Below are 16090 nucleotides of genomic sequence, written 5' to 3' on the forward strand. Positions count from 1 at the left end.
CACCGTCAGATCATCGGCGAAATGCCGGTCACCCGTGGCGTCGGGCACGTACTTCACACAGACAACGATCCTCAAGCTCACGCCGGCTCTCCTACCTGGGTGTGGGTCGTAAGGACGACCATATGGCACTCAGTACCCTCTGTAAAGGAACCTGGTGCCAAAAAGGGCTCTCCGGTGCTACGTTCCCCGCATGACTGACGCACGCAGACCACCGAAGAAGGCCCCCATGCGGGAGGTGCTCGCCGAGGCGGCCTTCGCACTCTTCCTGGAGCGGGGATTCGAACAGACCACGGTGGACGACATCGTGGCGCGGGCCGGGGTCGGGCGCCGTTCGTTCTTCCGGTACTTCCCCTCCAAGGAGGACGCCGTCTTCCCGGATCACGAGCGCTGCCTCGCCGACATGACCGCGTTCCTCGCGACGGTCGGTGACGTGGATCCGGTCGACGCGGTGTGCGACGCGGCCCGGCTCGTGCTGCGGATGTACTCCGCCAACCCGGAGTTCTCCGTCCAGCGCTACCGGCTCACCCGGGAGGTGCCCGGACTGCGCACGTACGAGCTGTCCGTGGTGCGCCGGTACGAGCAGACGCTGGCCGGTCATCTCCGCGGCCGGTACGGCGAGTCGGGGGACGGTGCGCTGCGGGCCGAGGTGATAGCCGCCTCCGTGGTCGCCGCACACAACAACGGGCTGCGGACCTGGCTGCGTTCGGGCGGCGAGGGAGACGCCGAGGCCGCGGTCGACCATGCCCTCGGACTGGTGCGCCAGGTGTGGGGGAGTGCGGCCGCCGCGGGCGCGTCCATGCCGTCGTCCGAAGGTGACGTGGTGGTCATGGTTGCCGCGAAGGGCGCTCCGATGTGGCGCGTCGTGCAGCAGGTCGAGGCCGCCATCGGCCAGGGGTGATACCCGGGCGCACCGTGATCTGGCACTGAGTGCCTTTACGTATCGACACTCAGTGCCCTATGGTGCGGACGCGTCGACGCGCAGCCGCGGCGCATCCGAGCCGAGCGCAGGGGGTCGAAACGTGTCCCAGTCATCAAGTGGCACCGTGCAGACGGTGCATGAGAAGGCCGGCCTGAACTACCACCGCTGCCGCTGGTGCGGCACCGCCTCCTTCCGGAGGCTGCTGTGTCCGGTGTGCGCGTCAAGTGATCTGAAGCCCGAACACAGCGCCGGACTGGGTGTCGTGGTGAGGTCCGGTGTCGTGCACCGCTACACGGAGGCGGCGCGCAACGAGTCCCTCGTCCGGCTCCCCGAGGGCTTTGTGTTCCGCTGCAGAGTCGTCGGCGCCGCACCGCATCTGGTGTCGGTCGGCGCGCAAGTGCGCCCGGTCGCCGGCGACGGTCCGGAGGCGGGAGAGGTCGTCTTCGAGCTTTGCGAACCGCCCCGGCGCGACGACTGGTTCTGAGTCGCCGTTCGTCGGTCTGCGGGGCATCGCGGCCATGAACTGCGACGGTGCCGACGTCCGTCGTCGCCCGGGTGCCCCGAACAGCCGCTTTCCGATGGGCCGTTGTCCGCTCTGCGCCGACCGGTGCCGCACGGAGGTGCAGGACCTGAGTGAACTGCCCGGCAGCCGAAAGGTTTCCCGCCGTCTCGTCGAGGACGACGGCACCGCCCTCCCCGGTGCGGCCGGCCGATGCCCGTACATTCGTTCCGGGCCGGCCCCGGCCCGGGACCCCTTCGAAGAACTCCAGAACCTCGCACGCCGCAGCAAGGAGCCGCATCCGTGTTCACCACCCGGCCCACTCTGCAGGGCACGTTCGGCATGGTGTCCTCGACCCACTGGCTCGCCTCGCAGTCCGCGATGGCCGTCCTGGAGGACGGCGGCAACGCGTACGACGCAGCCGTCGCCGCCGGGTTCGTCCTGCATGTCGTCGAACCCCACCTCAACGGGCCGGCCGGTGAGGTGCCGATGATCCTGGCGCCGAAGGACGGCGAGGTGCAGGTGCTGTGCGGCCAGGGTCCGGCCCCCGCCGGCGCCACCGTCGCGCACTACCGCTCCCTCGGCCTCGACCTGGTCCCCGGCACCGGACCGCTCGCCGCGGCCGTGCCGGGTGCCTTCGACGCCTGGATGCTGCTGCTGCGCGACCACGGCACCAAGTCCGTCGCCGAGTTGCTGCGCTACGCGATCGGATACGCCGAGGACGGCCACGCCCCCGTCGAGCGGGTCGGTCAGACCGTCGAGACCGTCCGCGAACTCTTCGAGACCGAGTGGCAGTCCTCCGCCGACGTGTACCTGCCCGGTGGCAGGTCGCCGCAGCCGGGCGAGCTGTTCCGCAACCCCGCACTCGCCGCCACCTGGCGCCGGCTGATCGCCGAGGCGGAGAAGACCGGCGGCGAGGGCCGCATCGCCCGGATCGACGCCGCGCGCAAGATCTGGAGTGAGGGCTTCGTCGCCGAGGCCCTGGTCCGCCAGGCCGCCCGCCCCACCATGGACTCCAGCGGCTCCCGTCACACCGGCACCCTCACCGCCGGCGACCTGGCCGGCTGGTCCGCGTCCTACGAGGCGCCCGCCACGTACGACTGGAACGGCTGGACGCTCGCCAAGGCGGGCGGCTGGAGCCAGGGCCCCGCCTTCCTCCAGCAGCTCGCGCTGCTCCCCGCCGAGCTGCCGCGGTACGGCTCCGCCGAATACGTCCACCTGCTCATCGAGGGCTGCAAGCTCGCGATGGCCGACCGCGAGGCCTGGTACGGCGACGCGGGCGAGGTCCCCCTCGACACGCTGCTCTCCGAGCCCTACAACGCCGAACGCCGTGCCCTCATCGGCGACCAAGCCTCGCGCGAACTGCGGCCGGGCAGCCCGGACGGCCGCACCCCCGTCCTCAGCGGACACGCCCACGCCGTCGCCGTCGGCGCAGCCGGTTTCGACGCCCTGGGCATCCCGACGGCGGGCGTCGGTGAACCGACGGTGGCGAAGAACGGTTCCGGGGCCGGGGAGCCGGCCGTGATGAAGACCCGCGCCGGAATCGGGGAGCCGGCCGTGATGAAGACCCGCGCCGGAATCGGGGAGCCGGCCGTCGACGCCGACGGTACGACCCGTGGCGACACCTGCCATGTCGACGTGGTCGACCGCTGGGGCAACATGGTCTCCGCCACCCCCAGCGGCGGCTGGCTGCAGTCCAACCCGGTCGTGCCGGAGCTCGGCTTCCCGCTCGGCACCCGCCTGCAGATGGCCTGGCTCGACGAGGGCCTGCCGAACTCCCTCACCCCCGGACGGCGCCCCCGCACCACCCTCACCCCGTCCCTCGCCCTGCGCGACGGTGTCCCGGTCATGGCGTTCGGCACCCCCGGCGGCGACCAGCAGGACCAGTGGCAGGTCCACTTCTTCCTGGCGGTCGCCCTGCGCGCCGAGGTCCGCGGCGGCCTCGACCTCCAGGGCGCCGTCGACGCCCCGAACTGGCACAACGACAGCTTCCCCGGCTCCTTCTTCCCGCGCGTGATGCGGCCCGGCAGCGTCACCGTCGAGGAGCGCATGGACCCGGAGGTCGTCGCGGAGCTGCGCCGCCGCGGCCACGACGTCACCGTGGGCGACCCCTGGTCCGAGGGCCGGATGTGTGCCGTGGCCCGCGACCCCGGGACGGGACTGCTCTCCGCGGCCGCGAACCCGCGCGGTATGCAGGGATACGCCGTCGGACGCTGACCGGTCACCTTCCCGCAATGACCAGGTCATCGGCCTCTCGGAAGGCCGTGCTTAGCTGGGGTCGTGATCGATGACTTTCTCGCTGAGAACACCTGGGACGCCGGACGCCGGATTGAGGTCGAGGCCGCGGTCCGCGCAGCGGCCGCCGCCGAGATCATGCCGCGCTACCGGCAGCTCGCCGCGCACGAGATCGTCGAGAAGAGCGGCCCGCACGACCTCGTCACCACTGCCGACCGCCTCGCCGAGGAACACCTCACCATGTCCCTGACCCGGCTCCTGCCCGGCTCGGTGGTCGTCGGCGAGGAGGCGGTCCACGCAGATCCGAAGGTGTACGACGCCTTGGGCGGCGACGCACCGGTGTGGATCGTCGACCCCGTCGACGGCACCCGCCAGTTCGTCCGGGGCGAACCGGGCTTCTGCACGCTGGTCGCCCTCGCCCACCGTGGCGAACTCCTCGCCTCCTGGACGTACGCGGCGGCACTCGACGACATGGCGGTCGCGATCCGCGGCCGCGGCGCCACGCTCAACGGCAAGCCGATCCGTTCCGGCTCGCCCGCGCCCGGCGCCGTTCTGCGCGTGGCCATGTCGCACCCCGACTACACCACGGATGAGCAGAAGCGTGCCCTGCTCGGCCTGGGCGCCGACGGCGTCGACGCCCGCCCCTGCGGTTCGGCCGGTCTCGAATACCTCGCCGTCGCGCGCGGTGACCAGGACGCGGTCGCCTTCACCTGGGAGTACGCCTGGGACCACGCGGCGGGGCTGCTCCTGGTCACCGAGGCAGGTGGCGCCCAGGCCACGCTCTCCGGCGCCCCGTTCCGCATATCGGGCGGAAACGCCATGCCGTTCACGGCGGCCCGCGACGCGGCGACCGTGGAACGCATCCTTCAGGCGCTGCGCGGCGAAGCCTGACCGGAGCGCGCCCGACCCATGAGCGGGCTTCTCCGTGAACCGGTCGAAGTATCTGCCGGTGACCTCCGACAGGGCCGGGTCGGTGATCAGCCGCACGGTGGGCCGTACGCCCTCCTCGACGGGGACGACCGGCGTCAGCCCGTACTCGCGCACGGCCCTTGTGTCCATCAGGCGGGCCGGGTGCAGGGCATTGACCGTGACCCCGCTGCCCGCCGTCTCGGCTGCGAGATCGAAGGTCGACATGATCATCGCGAGCTTGCTGCGACGGTAGGCCTCAAGCCCCTCGTAGCCGCGCTCCATCATGACGTCGTCGAAGTCGACGGGTGCCTGGCCCATCGAGGCCACGTCGACCACACGTGCGGGCGCGGACGCGGTGAGCAGGGGCAACAGTTCACGCGTCAGCAGCTGGGGCGTCAGTGAATTGACGGCGAAACGGAGTTCATGGCCCTGACGGGTCACTTCGCGGCGGAGCGGAGTGGTGCCGCCGCCGACCGCGGCGTTGTTGACGAGGACATCGAGTCGGGGCTCGGTGTCGCGGATCCGGGCAGCCATGACCCGGACCTGGTCCAGGTCGGCCGGATCGGCGAGACAGGTGCGCACGACTGCCCCGGCCCCGGTCCGTGCCGCCCGCACCTCGGCGGCGGCCTCGTCCAGCCGCGCGCGGTCCCTGCCGTGCAGCAGCAGCGTCGCACCCCGGCCGGCCAGCCGCGCGCCTGCCTGGTCACTCCTCAGGCCATGGCGGCGGTGCTGAAGCACCTGGAGGAACGCGGTCTGGTGGTCCGCTCGGCACACCAGTGGCACCAGAAGATGCTGGAGACCCGCCTCACCGAAGCGGGCCGTGAAACACTCCGGCTCGCCGACGAGCAGGCGGCACGGATCGAACGCCGTCTGTCCGACGAGTTCACTCCGCAGGAACGGGAAGACCTGCGGGGTCTGCTCGCCCGCTGTCTCACGGCCATCCAGCGGGACTGAGAGGCCGGGGTACGGTCACACCGCGCCGTTGCCGTGCCTGACCAGGCAGAACGGATGCCCCGCCGGGTCCGCGTAGATCCGCCACGGCCGCCCCGACCCGGCGCCGTCGTCGAGGACCGTCGCTCCCGCCGCCACGACCTGGGTCTGCGCCGTGTCCAGATCCCGGACACCGAAGTCCAGATGGAACTGCTGGGGGTGTGCCGGGTCCGGCTATCGAGGCGGCCGGTGGTCCGCCACCCGCTGGAAGGCGAGCACCGGCCCGGCAGCCGTGTGGAGCGTCGCCCACCCGTCACCCACCGCCCACCGCGCGTCCGGCCGATCGACCTCTCCGCCGAGCAGGTGGTGATAGAACCCGGCGAGGCGTACAGGATCGGGGCAGTCGAGCACCACGCACTGCAGTTCGGCGATCATGGCCGGACCCCCGGGTCCTGTTCGCGCGACGCGCGGTGCGGGCAGGGCGGCGAGGAAGGGGTCGGTGTGTTCATCGAGCGGCGACCCTACCCGCGACGTCGCTGTCGGTGCCTCGGAATATCCTGGGTGTCCTGGCCGTCGGCTGACGAAGGAGTCCGAAGGTGCCGTCGATGCTTGATGCCGTCGTCGTGGGGGCGGGGCCCAACGGACTGACCGCCGCGGCGGAACTGGCCCGCCGTGGCTTTGCCGTGGAGGTCTTCGAAGCAGCCGGGACGGTCGGGGGCGGTGCCCGCACCGAAGAGCTCACCCTCCCCGGCTTCCGTCACGACCCCTGTTCCGCGGTCCACCCGCTGGGCATCGGCTCGCCCGCGTTCGCCGCGATGCCGCTCGCCCGCCACGGCCTGGAGTGGCTGCACCCCGAGCTGGCGCTCGCCCACCCCTTTCCGGACGGCTCGGCCGCCGTGCTCACCGGGTCGGTGGGGGAGAGCGCCATGTCGCTGGGCGCTCAGGACGCGGGCGCCTACCGCAGGCTCGTCGCCCCGTTCCTCGGCCACTGGGACACTCTCGCCGAGGACTTCCTGCGCACTCCGTGGGACGGGCTGCCCCGTGACCCGTACCGCTGGGTGCGCTTCGGGCTCGACGCGCTCCAGCCCGCGACGCTGCTCTCCCGCCGCTTCCGCGGCGCGAAGGCACGCGGCCTGATCGCCGGGCTCGCCGCCCATGCCATAGCCCCCGTCGGCGGCGTGGCCACCGGAGGGATCGCCCTGCTGTTCGCCCTCGCCGCGCACGAGAAGGGCTGGCCGGTGCCGCGCGGTGGGTCGCAGGCCATCTCCGACGCCCTTGCCTCGTACATACGCGAACAGGGCGGCGCGATCCGAACCGGTACGGAGGTCAAGCGCCTCGACGAGCTCCCGCCCGCCCGCGCCTACGTCTTCGACACCTCGCCGACGGCACTCGCCCGTATCGCGGGGCTGGGCAACGCCTATCGCGGCTATCGGTACGGCGCGTCCTGTTTCAAGATCGACTACGCGCTCTCGGGCCCCGTCCCCTGGACCGCGGAGGAGGCCCGCCGGGCCGGAACGGTCCACGTCGGCCCCACGGCCGGTGAGATCGACGCCGCGCTGAGCGCCGCGGTGGCCGGCCGCGACCCCAGTGTCCCGTTCCTGATCACCGCTCAGCCCAGCCTGGTCGATCCGTCCCGCGCGCCCGAGGGCCGTCATGTCTTCTGGGCCTACGGACATGTCCCGGCAGGCTGGGAGGGCGATGCCACCGACGTCATCGAGCGGCAGCTGGAGCGCTTCGCTCCCGGCTTCCGCGACCTGGTGCTCGCCCGAGCGGTCGCGGGGCCGCCCCAACTGGCCCTGCGCAACGCCAATTACGTCGGCGGCGACATCGCGTGCGGAGCGTTCGCCGGGCTCCAGTCGGTGATCCGGCCGAAGCTCGCACGCGTGCCGTACGCGACCGCGCACCCGGCGGTGTTCCTGTGCTCCTCGGCCACTCCGCCCGGCCCGGGGGTGCACGGCATGTCCGGCCATCACGCGGCGAAGGCGGTCTGGAGGCGCCTGCGGGCGGCCTGAGCGTCGCAGGGGGCCGGGTCTTCACAGCGCCGGGGCCGCCGTCCGGGGCGACCGGGTGGCGGCCCACCGGAGTCGCGAGCCGTCCAGGGACGGGGCAACTCCGCCGGGCCTCCCTTCCAGCCGCCTGCGACCCCGGGCGTGTCCATTCCGGAATCACAGCAGGCGCCATATGTGGTGACGGGCCCCGCAAGCACGGCGATGTGGTTCGCGGAACCGCTGGGCACTCCGAACCCTCCCGGCCCTGGATCACGCGCCCTGAAAGTCACTTTCGGCGCACCTGATCCCTCCCTGCGGATGTCGCAGCCGCACATGGCCGTTCCCGCGCTGCTCGGTGCCGCCGAAGCCGATCCGCTCCGCGCGGCTCTGGACGCGGTCTACGCAGCCGTGGCCACGTACGGCGAGGACTACCCGGCACTCCTTCAGGACATCTGGTCCGTGTGCGCCGGACCTACGTGATCGTCACCTACGTGATCGTCACCGGCGTGATCTTGGGCCGGGGCGAGTCGGTTGGACGCCGCGCGCGTCCGATGGACGGGGCAGGCCGGCCGGACGTACGCGGCGTGCGTGGTCACCGGTGGGCGTAGGGCAGCAGGGCCATCTCGCGGGCGTTCCTGATCGCCCGTGCGAGCTGCCGCTGCTGCTGGGCGGTCACCCGGGTCACGCGACGGCTGCGGATCTTGCCTCGGTCCGAGATGAACTTCCGCAGCAGGTCGGTGTTCTTGTAGTCGATGTAGGTGATCCCGGCCGTGTCCAGCGGATTGGGGCGGGACTTCAGCGGCTTGTGCGGGTCGGCGCGTCGTGCCATGTGCATTCCTTGGGGGATTGATTCGCGAGAAGAGCGGCCGAAGAGCCGCACGGTGAAAGGTGGTCAGGAGACCGGGTCGAGGAGCGAGTCGAAGGGCGCCGGAAGCCGCTTCCAGGCCTCGGGTCCCGCGGCGTATTCGGTGTCGGTGAGTAGACAGGATTCGAGGAGTCGGGCCAGCCCGTCGCGGTCGAGGCCGGGGGAGGTGAAGACGAGGTGCTGGCAGCGGTCGCCGTGCTCGGGGTCCCAGTCGAGTGACGCCGCCGCCCTGCGCATCGGGGGCACCAGGTCCCAGGCCGCGTCCGGCAGGGAGGCCAGCCACGGTCCGGCGTTCTCCACGCAGAGCGCACCACCGGCGGCGTCCCAGGCCAGCAAGGTGTCGGGACGGTCGGCGAGCCAGAACCGGCCACGGCTGCGTGCGGCCGCGCAGCACAGATCCTCCAGCGCCTGGTAGAGCCGTTCGGGGTGGAAGGGACGGCGGCGACGCCAGACGAGCGTGGCGACCCCGGCCTCGTCCGCCTCCTGCGGCAACAGGGCGCAGGCGGGGTGCTGGGCCGCAGCCGCCGTCTCCACGTCGAAGCCGGCGAAGGCCAGTTGGCCGAGTTCGCCCGAACCGGCGGGCACCTGGCGCGCGGTGGGGTGGAGCTGGGTGAGCAGCGCGCGCTCCTCGTCGTCGGCCGCTTCGCCGTCGACGAGAGCGAGCACGGGCGCGTACTCCAGCTGTCGCGCCCAGGTGTCACCCACGGTCCGCTGGTCGGTGGTGGCGGCGGCGAGCCCCGCCTCGGCCAGATCGTCGCCGTTCCCCAGGCAGGGCAGCACGAGCGCGGGGTCGACGGCGGTCATGACATTGGTGAGTTCCAGTACGTGACCGCCGTGCGCGACGACGACCTCGGCCATCGCCCTGGGCTCGACGGAGTCCCACAGCTCGACGATCGCCAACTTGGCCGTACCGCTGTCGGCCAGCCGCTCCAGCTCGGGGACCAGGTCCTCGCGCAGCGCGCAGCAGGCGCAGTCGTTGACGAGCGGGGCGTCACCGCGGGACAGCTCGCCCGACGCGTCCCGCACGAGGCGCCGCACGACGCCTTCGGTGGCGGTGGCCAGATCGTGGTGGAGGGCGACGCTGCCGGGGACGGTACGCAGCAGTCCCTCCACGACCTCCTTGCGGGCGTCGGAGTGGAGTCCGCCCACGATCACGACGGGCAACCGGGACCGGTCCCGCATCAGTTCGCCCCGCGGCGGCCGTAGCGGCGCTCGAACCGCTCGACGCGGCCGGCGGTGTCCAGCACGCGGGCGGTACCCGTGTAGAAGGGGTGGCTCGCGGAGGAGATCTCGACATCGACGACGGGGTAGGTGTTGCCGTCCTCCCACTCGACGGTCTTGTCGCTGGTCGCGGTGGAACGGGTGAGGAAGGCGGAGTCGGCGGCCTTGTCGCGGAAGACGACGGGACCGTACGCGGGATGGATGTCGGGCTTCATGAGGTGTCCTTCTGGTTCGGGCGGGGGATCGGTCAGCGCTCTTCGCGGAAGTCGACGTGCTTGCGGGCGACCGGGTCGTACTTGCGCAGAACCATGCGCTCGGGATCGTTCCGACGGTTCTTGCGGGTGACGTAGGTGTAGCCGGTCCCGGCGGTGGAGCGGAGCTTGACGACCGGGCGTAGTTCGTTGCGTGCCATGGCGCTACTATATGGCAATGATTTCCATTTCCAATACACGGTTCGCCGTGGAGAGCAGGTGACGTCATGCCCGCCCACTGCCAACTGACCGGCGCCCGGCCGGGGTTCGGCAACCACATCTCCCACTCGCATCGGCGCACCTCGCGTCGGTTCGACCCCAACATCCAGCGCAAGAGGTACTGGTTGCCGAGCGAGGGCCGGAACGTCCGGCTGACGCTCAGCGCCAAGGCGATCAGGACGATCGACGACATCGGGATCGAGGCGGCCGTCGCCCGGATCCGTGCCAGAGGAATGAGGGTCTGATGGCCAAGAAGAGCAAGATCGCGCAGAACGAGAAGCGCAAGGTGATCGTCGAGCGGTACGCCGCCCGTCGCGCCGAGTTGAAGGAGATCGCCCGTCGCCCGTCCTCGACGGATGCCGAGCGCCGCGCCGCCGTGGACGAGCTCCGGCGTCAGCCGCGCGACGCCAGCGCGACCCGGCTGCGAAACCGGGACGGTGTGGACGGGCGGCCGCGCGGACACCTGCGGAAGTTCGGTCTCTCCCGTGTGCGCATGCGTGAGCAGGCCCATGCCGGATTCCTCCCCGGAGTCACCAAGTCCTCCTGGTGAGGCGGCCGTCGGCGGGGCGGCCGGTCGCGATCTCCGGTGGGAGATGTGCGGCCGGCACCTCGTGCTGCCCGTTGGGTCGCTCTTCGCTGTCGTTCCGCGGTGCCGTTCCTGCTTCGGTGGTGAGCCGTGTGAAGGTGTGGACAAGGCAGGGTCCTGGCGATGTGACATGGCGCGACTCTGACGATGTGACATGGCACGGCGTCGAAGGTGTGACATGACGCAGCCCCGGTGGCCGAATCGGCTCACCGGGGCTGCGTGTCTGTGCGGCCGTGGAGCTGTGGTGCTGCGGCCCGTGTCGTACGTACCGGGTCGGGCAGCGCCGTGGCTGCGACCACTGCCCGACCCGGAGTTTTTTTCAGGCCTGCGGTACGCGTTCGGGGTGCTCGTGCTCGCGGGCGGCCGGTCGTGCGTGAAGGACTCAGCCCTCGGGGTGCAGTAGCCCGCGCTCGTAGGCCTTGGCCAGCCGCTGCGGTACGAGATGGGTGGTGCCGTCGATGGTGATCGGCGTCAGCTGCGGCGGCGCGGCCTTCCACTGGGCACGGCGGTGGCGGGTGTTGCTGCGGGACATCTTCCGTTTGGGGACGGCCATGTCGGTCTCCTGGTTCGATGGGCGGCTCCGCAACTTACATGAAAATGGATCCCATTATCAAACTGTGGGTGGCCGCCTTGCCGTCGCGGTTGTGGGTGGTGGACAGCGCCGCGTCGAGCTGGTCGAGGGAGAGCTTGTCCACCGGGTTCTTCTTGTTGACCATGAACCCGACAGAGTCGAGGAAGCCGAAGTGCCGGAAGCTGTCGCCGGACATGGGGATGCTGAGCGGGTCGTAGCCGAAGGCGTCGTGTGGAAACCCTGGATGTCGGTCGGTTCGAGTTCACGCGACACGAAGACGCAGTCGAGCTTGCCCAGCGCGACGGCGGCGGCCGGTGCGGTTGCCGTGCGAGCCGTACGTTTCACCGATGGTCTCCCGGATGTGGGTCCGAAGGGCATCCGGGGAGGAATGCTCCGTACCCGGCTGCCTGTCCTGCGACGGCGACGGGAACGCCAGGGTTGGGTGCCGGGAGGGAGCCGGAAGGGCGCCGTTCATGCTCATTGATCGCCCTTTTGATCATTCTGCTCAGGAGCGATCAGCGCTCCTTCGACTTCATCCGTTTCCATTCGTGTTCATTCGCGAGATGGCATGAATTCGAAGAGTTCCTGGCCGTGGGAGGTTGATGTCGAATTTTCGCCAGCTCGCAGGTGGCCGGTGACCGATCCTTGAACCATGCACACCGACACCGAGCGCTGCGTGCGGGCCGTCCAGTCCAAGGACGCCCGCTTCGACGGCTGGTTCTTCACGGCGGTCCTGACCACCCGTATCTACTGCCGTCCCAGCTGCCCCGTCGTACCGCCCAAGGTCGAGAACATGACCTTCTACCCCAGCGCCGCCGCCTGCCAGCAGGCCGGATTCCGGGCCTGCAAGCGCTGTCGGCCCGACACCACCCCCGGCTCCCCGGAGTGGAACGCGCGCGCCGACTCCGTCGCCCGCGCGATGCGGCTGATCCGGGACGGTGTCGTCGACCGTGAGGGCGTCCCCGGACTCGCGGCCCGGCTCGGCTACTCCGCCCGGCAGATCGAGCGCCAATTGCTCGCCGAGCTGGGCGCCGGACCGCTCGCCCTGGCCCGCGCGCAGCGCGCCCAGACCGCGCGGCTGCTCATCGAGACGACCGGGCTCCCCATGGCCGAGGTCGCCTTCGCCGCCGGGTTCTCCTCGATCCGCACGTTCAACGACACCGTCCGTGAGGTCTTCGCGCTCTCCCCGGGCGAACTGCGCAGCCGTGCCGCCAGATCCACGACACCGTCGCCCACACCCGGCGTGATAGCGCTGCGGCTGCCGTACCGGGCCCCGCTCAACCCCACCAACCTCTTCGGCCACCTCGTCGCGACCGCGGTCCCCGGCGTCGAGGAGTGGCGCGACGGCGCCTACCGTCGCACGCTCACCCTCAGGCACGGACACGGCATCGTCGCCCTCACCCCGCACCCCGACCACATCGGCTGCCGGCTCCTCCTCACCGATCCACGCGATCTCACCCTCGCGATCAGCCGCTGCCGCTGGCTGCTCGACCTGGACGCCGACCCGGTGGCCGTCGACGACCAACTGCGCTCCGATCCATTGCTCGCCCCGCTGGTCGACAAGGCCCCGGGCCGACGGGTGCCGCGTACCGTCGACGGTGCGGAGTTCGCCGTACGGGCGGTGCTCGGCCAACAGGTCTCGACCGCCGCCGCCCGGACCCACGCGGCCCGGCTGGTCACCGCGCACGGCCTCCCGGTCGACGACCCGGAGGGCGGCCTCACCCATCTCTTCCCGACGCCCGAGGCCCTCGCAGGGCTCGACCCCGAACGGCTCGCCCTGCCGCGCAGCCGCCGTACCACCCTCACCACGCTGGTCACCGCACTCACCGACGGCGCGCTGCGGCTCGGCACCGACACCGACTGGGAGAAGGCGAGGGCCGAACTGGCCGCCCTTCCCGGCTTCGGCCCCTGGACCGTCGACGTGATCGCGATGCGGGCGCTCGGCGACCCGGACGCCTTCCTTCCCACCGATCTCGGCATCCGGCGCGCGGCCGAGGAGCTCGGCCTTCCGTCGACGCCCGCGGCGCTCACCGCCCGCGCGGCCGCCTGGCGGCCCTGGCGGGCCTACGCGGTCCAGTATCTTTGGACCGTGGATGATCACCCCATCAACCACCTGCCCGTATAAGCAAGTTGGGAAGTTCACCCATGACCGCGACGCATACGCGCGAGTCGACCCGGCAGCACACGGTCGTCGACAGCCCGTACGGTCCGCTCACCCTCGTCGCCACCGACGGCGTCCTCGCGGGCCTCTACATGACCGACCAGCGGCACCGCCCGCCCGAGGAGACCTTCGGCGACCGGGACCCGCGCCCCTTCACGGAGACGATCCGCCAACTGGGCGCCTACTTCGCCGGGGAACTGCGCGAGTTCGACCTCCCGCTGCATCTGGACGGCACCCCGTTCCAGCGCAGCGTATGGGCGCAGCTCCAGCTGATCCCGTACGGCGAGACCCGCTCGTACGGCGAACTGGCCGAACTCCTCGGCAAACCCGGTGCCTCGCGTGCGGTGGGCCTCGCCAACGGCAAGAACCCGGTGGGCATCATCGTCCCCTGCCACCGGGTCATCGGCGCCTCGGGCAGCCTCACCGGCTACGGCGGCGGGCTCGACCGCAAGCAGCGGCTGCTGGCCTTCGAGAACGGCACGCAGGACTCCACCCCGGCGCTCTTCTGACACCGTCGGCGCGTGACGCCGCCCACGCCGTGTGACGCCGCCCATGCGAAGGAGCGCGAGGACGGGTCCGGAAACGCGAGGACGGGCTCGTAGGACCGAGCCCGTCCGGAAGCCGCTCGGGAGCGGCCCGATGCGGCGAGGACGTCAGCCGATGAAGATCTCCACCAGGGTCCAGATCGCCAGTCCCAGCATGCAGAGCCCGCCGATCCGCTGAACCGTCTTGAGCGGCACCCGCTTCGCGATGAACTGCCCCGCGAGCAGCGCCAGCGCCGAGACGGACATCAGGGCGGCGGCGGACCCGATGGCCGTGGACCAGGTGCCGTTGCTCGCGGCCAGGTTGGCCGTGGTGATCTGGGTGAGGTCGCCCCACTCGCTGATGAAGACAGCCATGAACGCGGTCGAGTAGACCGGCCAGAAGCCGGTCACCGTCTTGATGCCGCCCTCGTCCTCGTCTTCGCCGCCGCCGTTGCGAAGCAGCATGAACGCCCCGAACACGAAGAGGGAAGCCGAGACGAGCTTGACGATCCAGTCGGGGAGCAGTCCGATCAGGCTGCCCGCCCCCACGGCGATGGCGACGTGCACGATGAACGCGGACGACGTACCGAACCAGACGTACAGCGGACGCATGCGGGTGCCCATGGCAAGCGACGCGAACATCGTCTTGTCGGGGAGTTCCGCGAGAAAGATCAGCCCGAAGGCGGTGAAGATCGCCAGGGGGTCGAGGTGCATTCCGGGTGGCTTTCTGTGAGAGCCGGGCCCCGGGCCTTCGCGAAGCGCCACTCGGGCTTTCGGAGGACCACTCGGCCCGGCACGACGTCAGCGCCCACGGGGCGCGGGCGTGTCATACCTGACCGAAGGTCTCGCCCGCCCGTGCTGTTCTACGAGCCCGGCCACCGGGAACCCGAAGGTTCCAGTGTGTCGACGACCGGTTTGCGGGGCTACTCCCCTTCGCAGCCGTCAACACTACCGCACCGGCCGACGGCGCAGTGCAGGTGTTCGATCCGGAGACGGGTATCGATACAGTCCCACGGTGATCATCCGTGCCCGCACCGGAAGTGCCCCCGCATGAGCCGCCGCGCCCGCAAGGCCGTCCCCGCCCAGGGCACGCCCCGGCCCACCGTCAGTGTCTGCCGCGGCTGCTGCTGCGGAACACCGAAGATTCCGGATGTGGACCACGCCGCCCAGCTCGCCGAGCTGCGCCGCGCGCTCGGCGAAACGGCCACGGTCCGAGTCGTGGAGTGCCTGGATGCCTGTGAGCAGGCCAACGTCGTCGTCGTACAGCCCTCGGCACAGGGGCGCAGGGCGGGTGGCCGTCCCGTCTGGCTCGGGCTGGTCAACGACCAGGACGCCGTGCGGGACATCGCCGCCTGGGTCGAGGCGGGCGGCCCCGGGCTGGTGGACCCACCCGAGATCCTTGACCTGTACACGTTCCGTCCCCCGCGCCGCGTGCAGCAGGAACTCGATCACTGAGGGCTGTCCGGAGCGGCGCTCAGCCGCTTCAGCAGTGCCGGCAGCGCCGTGCCGATGGGCTCGCGGATGGTCTCGTCGGCCAGTTCGTCGTACGGCGTGGGGTCCGCGTTCACCACGATCAGCCGCGCCCCGTTGTCCACCGCGATCCCCGCCAGCGAGGCAGCGGGCTGCACCTGCAGCGTCGTACCGACCGCGATGAACACCTCGCACGCCTTGGCGATCGACATCGCCTCGCCGAGCACCACCGGATCGAGCCGCTCACCGAACATGACCGTCGCCGACTTCAGGATGCCTCCGCAGGCCGCGCACGGCGGGTCGGCCTCGCCCGCCTCGACCCGGGACAGTGCCTCGGCCATCGGGGAGCGGGCACGGCAGCGGGTGCAGACTGTCTCGCGCGCGGTTCCGTGCAGTTCGAGGACCTTGCGGGCGGGGAGACCGGCGAGCTGATGCAGCCCGTCGACGTTCTGGGTGATGACCCGCACCGGGGCGCCGGACCGCTCCAGCTCCGCGACCGCTCGGTGGGCCGCATTGGGCTCCGCGCCCCAGGTCGCGCTGGTACGGCGCAGCTGCCAGGAGCGGCGGCGGATCTCCGGATCGGCCATGTAGAAGTCGTACGTGACGAGCTTCTCGGCCTCCGGGTCCTTGCGCCAGAGCCCGTTGGGCCCGCGGTAGTCGGGGATGCCGGAGTCCGTGGAGATGCCGGCGCCGCTCAGGATCGCGACGAGAGTCATGGAACGAGCCTATGCAGCACCGGCCA

Annotated in this window: 19 protein-coding genes and 3 pseudogenes; 11 read left to right on the plus strand and 11 right to left on the minus strand. The window is 71.1% G+C overall.

Annotated features, from left to right (window positions below; genetic code table 11):
* Positions 1 to 81, minus strand: a pseudogene (locus ACF1B9_RS30385) (electron transfer flavoprotein subunit beta); the annotation flags it as partial.
* Positions 82 to 190: 109 nt separating this feature from the next.
* Here ACF1B9_RS30385 and ACF1B9_RS30390 point away from each other — a divergent pair.
* The 4 genes from ACF1B9_RS30390 to ACF1B9_RS30405 all read left to right on the plus strand — a co-directional run bounded on the left by ACF1B9_RS30390 (position 191) and on the right by ACF1B9_RS30405 (position 4544).
* Complete coding sequence (locus ACF1B9_RS30390; RefSeq protein WP_391746095.1) at positions 191 to 898, plus strand: TetR family transcriptional regulator; 708 nt, start codon at positions 191 to 193, stop codon at positions 896 to 898.
* Between the two features lie 145 nt (positions 899 to 1043).
* Entirely contained in the window at positions 1044 to 1403 is a 360-nt protein-coding gene (locus ACF1B9_RS30395; RefSeq protein WP_391795951.1) for a Zn-ribbon domain-containing OB-fold protein, read from the plus strand.
* Between the two features lie 318 nt (positions 1404 to 1721).
* Positions 1722 to 3635, plus strand: a complete 1914-nt coding sequence (locus ACF1B9_RS30400) for a gamma-glutamyltransferase family protein (protein ID WP_391746092.1) — start codon at positions 1722 to 1724, stop codon at positions 3633 to 3635.
* 63 nt (positions 3636 to 3698) lie between these two features.
* Positions 3699 to 4544, plus strand: a complete 846-nt coding sequence (locus ACF1B9_RS30405) for an inositol monophosphatase family protein (RefSeq protein ID WP_391746091.1) — start codon at positions 3699 to 3701, stop codon at positions 4542 to 4544.
* Positions 4545 to 4562: 18 nt separating this feature from the next.
* Here the strand turns inward: ACF1B9_RS30405 and ACF1B9_RS30410 are convergent.
* Both ACF1B9_RS30410 and ACF1B9_RS30415 read right to left on the minus strand, forming a co-directional pair.
* Positions 4563 to 5300 (minus strand): annotated as a pseudogene (locus ACF1B9_RS30410) (SDR family NAD(P)-dependent oxidoreductase); the annotation flags it as partial.
* Positions 5301 to 5531: 231 nt separating this feature from the next.
* Positions 5532 to 5927 (minus strand): annotated as a pseudogene (locus ACF1B9_RS30415) (VOC family protein).
* Positions 5928 to 6088: 161 nt separating this feature from the next.
* Between ACF1B9_RS30415 and ACF1B9_RS30420 the strand changes: the two are divergent.
* Positions 6089 to 7504, plus strand: coding sequence for a phytoene desaturase family protein (locus ACF1B9_RS30420; RefSeq protein ID WP_391746089.1), 1416 nt, complete (start codon positions 6089 to 6091; stop codon positions 7502 to 7504).
* Positions 7505 to 7798: 294 nt separating this feature from the next.
* Positions 7799 to 7960, plus strand: coding sequence for a hypothetical protein (locus tag ACF1B9_RS30425; protein WP_391746087.1), 162 nt, complete (start codon positions 7799 to 7801; stop codon positions 7958 to 7960).
* Between the two features lie 112 nt (positions 7961 to 8072).
* Here ACF1B9_RS30425 and rpsR read toward each other — a convergent pair whose 3' ends face one another.
* The 4 genes from rpsR to rpmG all read right to left on the minus strand — a co-directional run bounded on the left by rpsR (position 8073) and on the right by rpmG (position 9978).
* Positions 8073 to 8309, minus strand: coding sequence for a 30S ribosomal protein S18 (rpsR, locus tag ACF1B9_RS30430; protein WP_391746086.1), 237 nt, complete (start codon positions 8307 to 8309; stop codon positions 8073 to 8075).
* A 63-nt stretch (positions 8310 to 8372) separates the two neighbouring features.
* Positions 8373 to 9527 (minus strand): CobW family GTP-binding protein, encoded by a 1155-nt coding sequence (locus ACF1B9_RS30435; protein ID WP_391746085.1) that lies wholly within the window; start codon positions 9525 to 9527, stop codon positions 8373 to 8375.
* Positions 9527 to 9781, minus strand: a complete 255-nt coding sequence (locus ACF1B9_RS30440; protein WP_391746084.1) for a type B 50S ribosomal protein L31 — start codon at positions 9779 to 9781, stop codon at positions 9527 to 9529. Before ACF1B9_RS30440 ends, ACF1B9_RS30435 begins: the two co-directional genes overlap by 1 nt.
* A gap of 32 nt (positions 9782 to 9813) precedes the next feature.
* Complete coding sequence (gene rpmG / locus ACF1B9_RS30445; protein WP_327371185.1) at positions 9814 to 9978, minus strand: 50S ribosomal protein L33; 165 nt, start codon at positions 9976 to 9978, stop codon at positions 9814 to 9816.
* A 66-nt stretch (positions 9979 to 10044) separates the two neighbouring features.
* Between rpmG and rpmB the strand changes: the two genes are divergently transcribed.
* Both rpmB and rpsN read left to right on the plus strand, forming a co-directional pair.
* The gene (rpmB, locus tag ACF1B9_RS30450; RefSeq protein ID WP_391746082.1) at positions 10045 to 10281 is read left to right on the plus strand and encodes a 50S ribosomal protein L28; all 237 of its coding nucleotides are present in this window, start codon (positions 10045 to 10047) and stop codon (positions 10279 to 10281) included.
* Positions 10281 to 10586, plus strand: a complete 306-nt coding sequence (rpsN, locus tag ACF1B9_RS30455; RefSeq protein ID WP_383723096.1) for a 30S ribosomal protein S14 — start codon at positions 10281 to 10283, stop codon at positions 10584 to 10586. Before rpmB ends, rpsN begins: the two co-directional genes overlap by 1 nt.
* A 418-nt stretch (positions 10587 to 11004) precedes the next feature.
* Here the strand turns inward: rpsN and rpmF are convergent, their stop codons facing one another.
* Positions 11005 to 11175: a 50S ribosomal protein L32 gene (rpmF, locus tag ACF1B9_RS30460; RefSeq protein ID WP_391746079.1), complete on the minus strand. Its 171-nt coding sequence runs from the start codon at positions 11173 to 11175 to the stop codon at positions 11005 to 11007.
* 34 nt (positions 11176 to 11209) lie between these two features.
* Entirely contained in the window at positions 11210 to 11389 is a 180-nt protein-coding gene (locus ACF1B9_RS30465) for a hypothetical protein (RefSeq protein WP_391746078.1), read from the minus strand.
* A gap of 456 nt (positions 11390 to 11845) precedes the next feature.
* On the opposite strand from ACF1B9_RS30465, the gene ACF1B9_RS30470 reads away from it, so the two are divergent.
* Entirely contained in the window at positions 11846 to 13318 is a 1473-nt protein-coding gene (locus ACF1B9_RS30470; protein WP_391746076.1) for an AlkA N-terminal domain-containing protein, read from the plus strand.
* A gap of 20 nt (positions 13319 to 13338) precedes the next feature.
* Entirely contained in the window at positions 13339 to 13863 is a 525-nt protein-coding gene (locus ACF1B9_RS30475; RefSeq protein ID WP_391746074.1) for a methylated-DNA--[protein]-cysteine S-methyltransferase, read from the plus strand.
* Between the two features lie 144 nt (positions 13864 to 14007).
* Here ACF1B9_RS30475 and ACF1B9_RS30480 read toward each other — a convergent pair whose 3' ends face one another.
* Positions 14008 to 14592 (minus strand): TMEM165/GDT1 family protein, encoded by a 585-nt coding sequence (locus tag ACF1B9_RS30480; protein ID WP_391746072.1) that lies wholly within the window; start codon positions 14590 to 14592, stop codon positions 14008 to 14010.
* A gap of 336 nt (positions 14593 to 14928) precedes the next feature.
* Between ACF1B9_RS30480 and ACF1B9_RS30485 the strand changes: the two genes are divergently transcribed.
* Positions 14929 to 15333, plus strand: coding sequence for a (2Fe-2S) ferredoxin domain-containing protein (locus ACF1B9_RS30485; protein ID WP_391746070.1), 405 nt, complete (start codon positions 14929 to 14931; stop codon positions 15331 to 15333).
* On the opposite strand, the gene ACF1B9_RS30490 is transcribed toward ACF1B9_RS30485, so the two are convergent.
* Complete coding sequence (locus ACF1B9_RS30490; RefSeq protein WP_391746068.1) at positions 15327 to 16064, minus strand: NAD-dependent deacetylase; 738 nt, start codon at positions 16062 to 16064, stop codon at positions 15327 to 15329. The two genes, ACF1B9_RS30485 and ACF1B9_RS30490, sit on opposite strands and share 7 nt — an antisense overlap.
* Positions 16065 to 16090: the final 26 nt, after the last annotated feature.

It is taken from the genome of Streptomyces sp. NPDC014727, from assembly GCF_043083485.1.
Classification (GTDB): Bacteria; Actinomycetota; Actinomycetes; order Streptomycetales; family Streptomycetaceae; genus Streptomyces.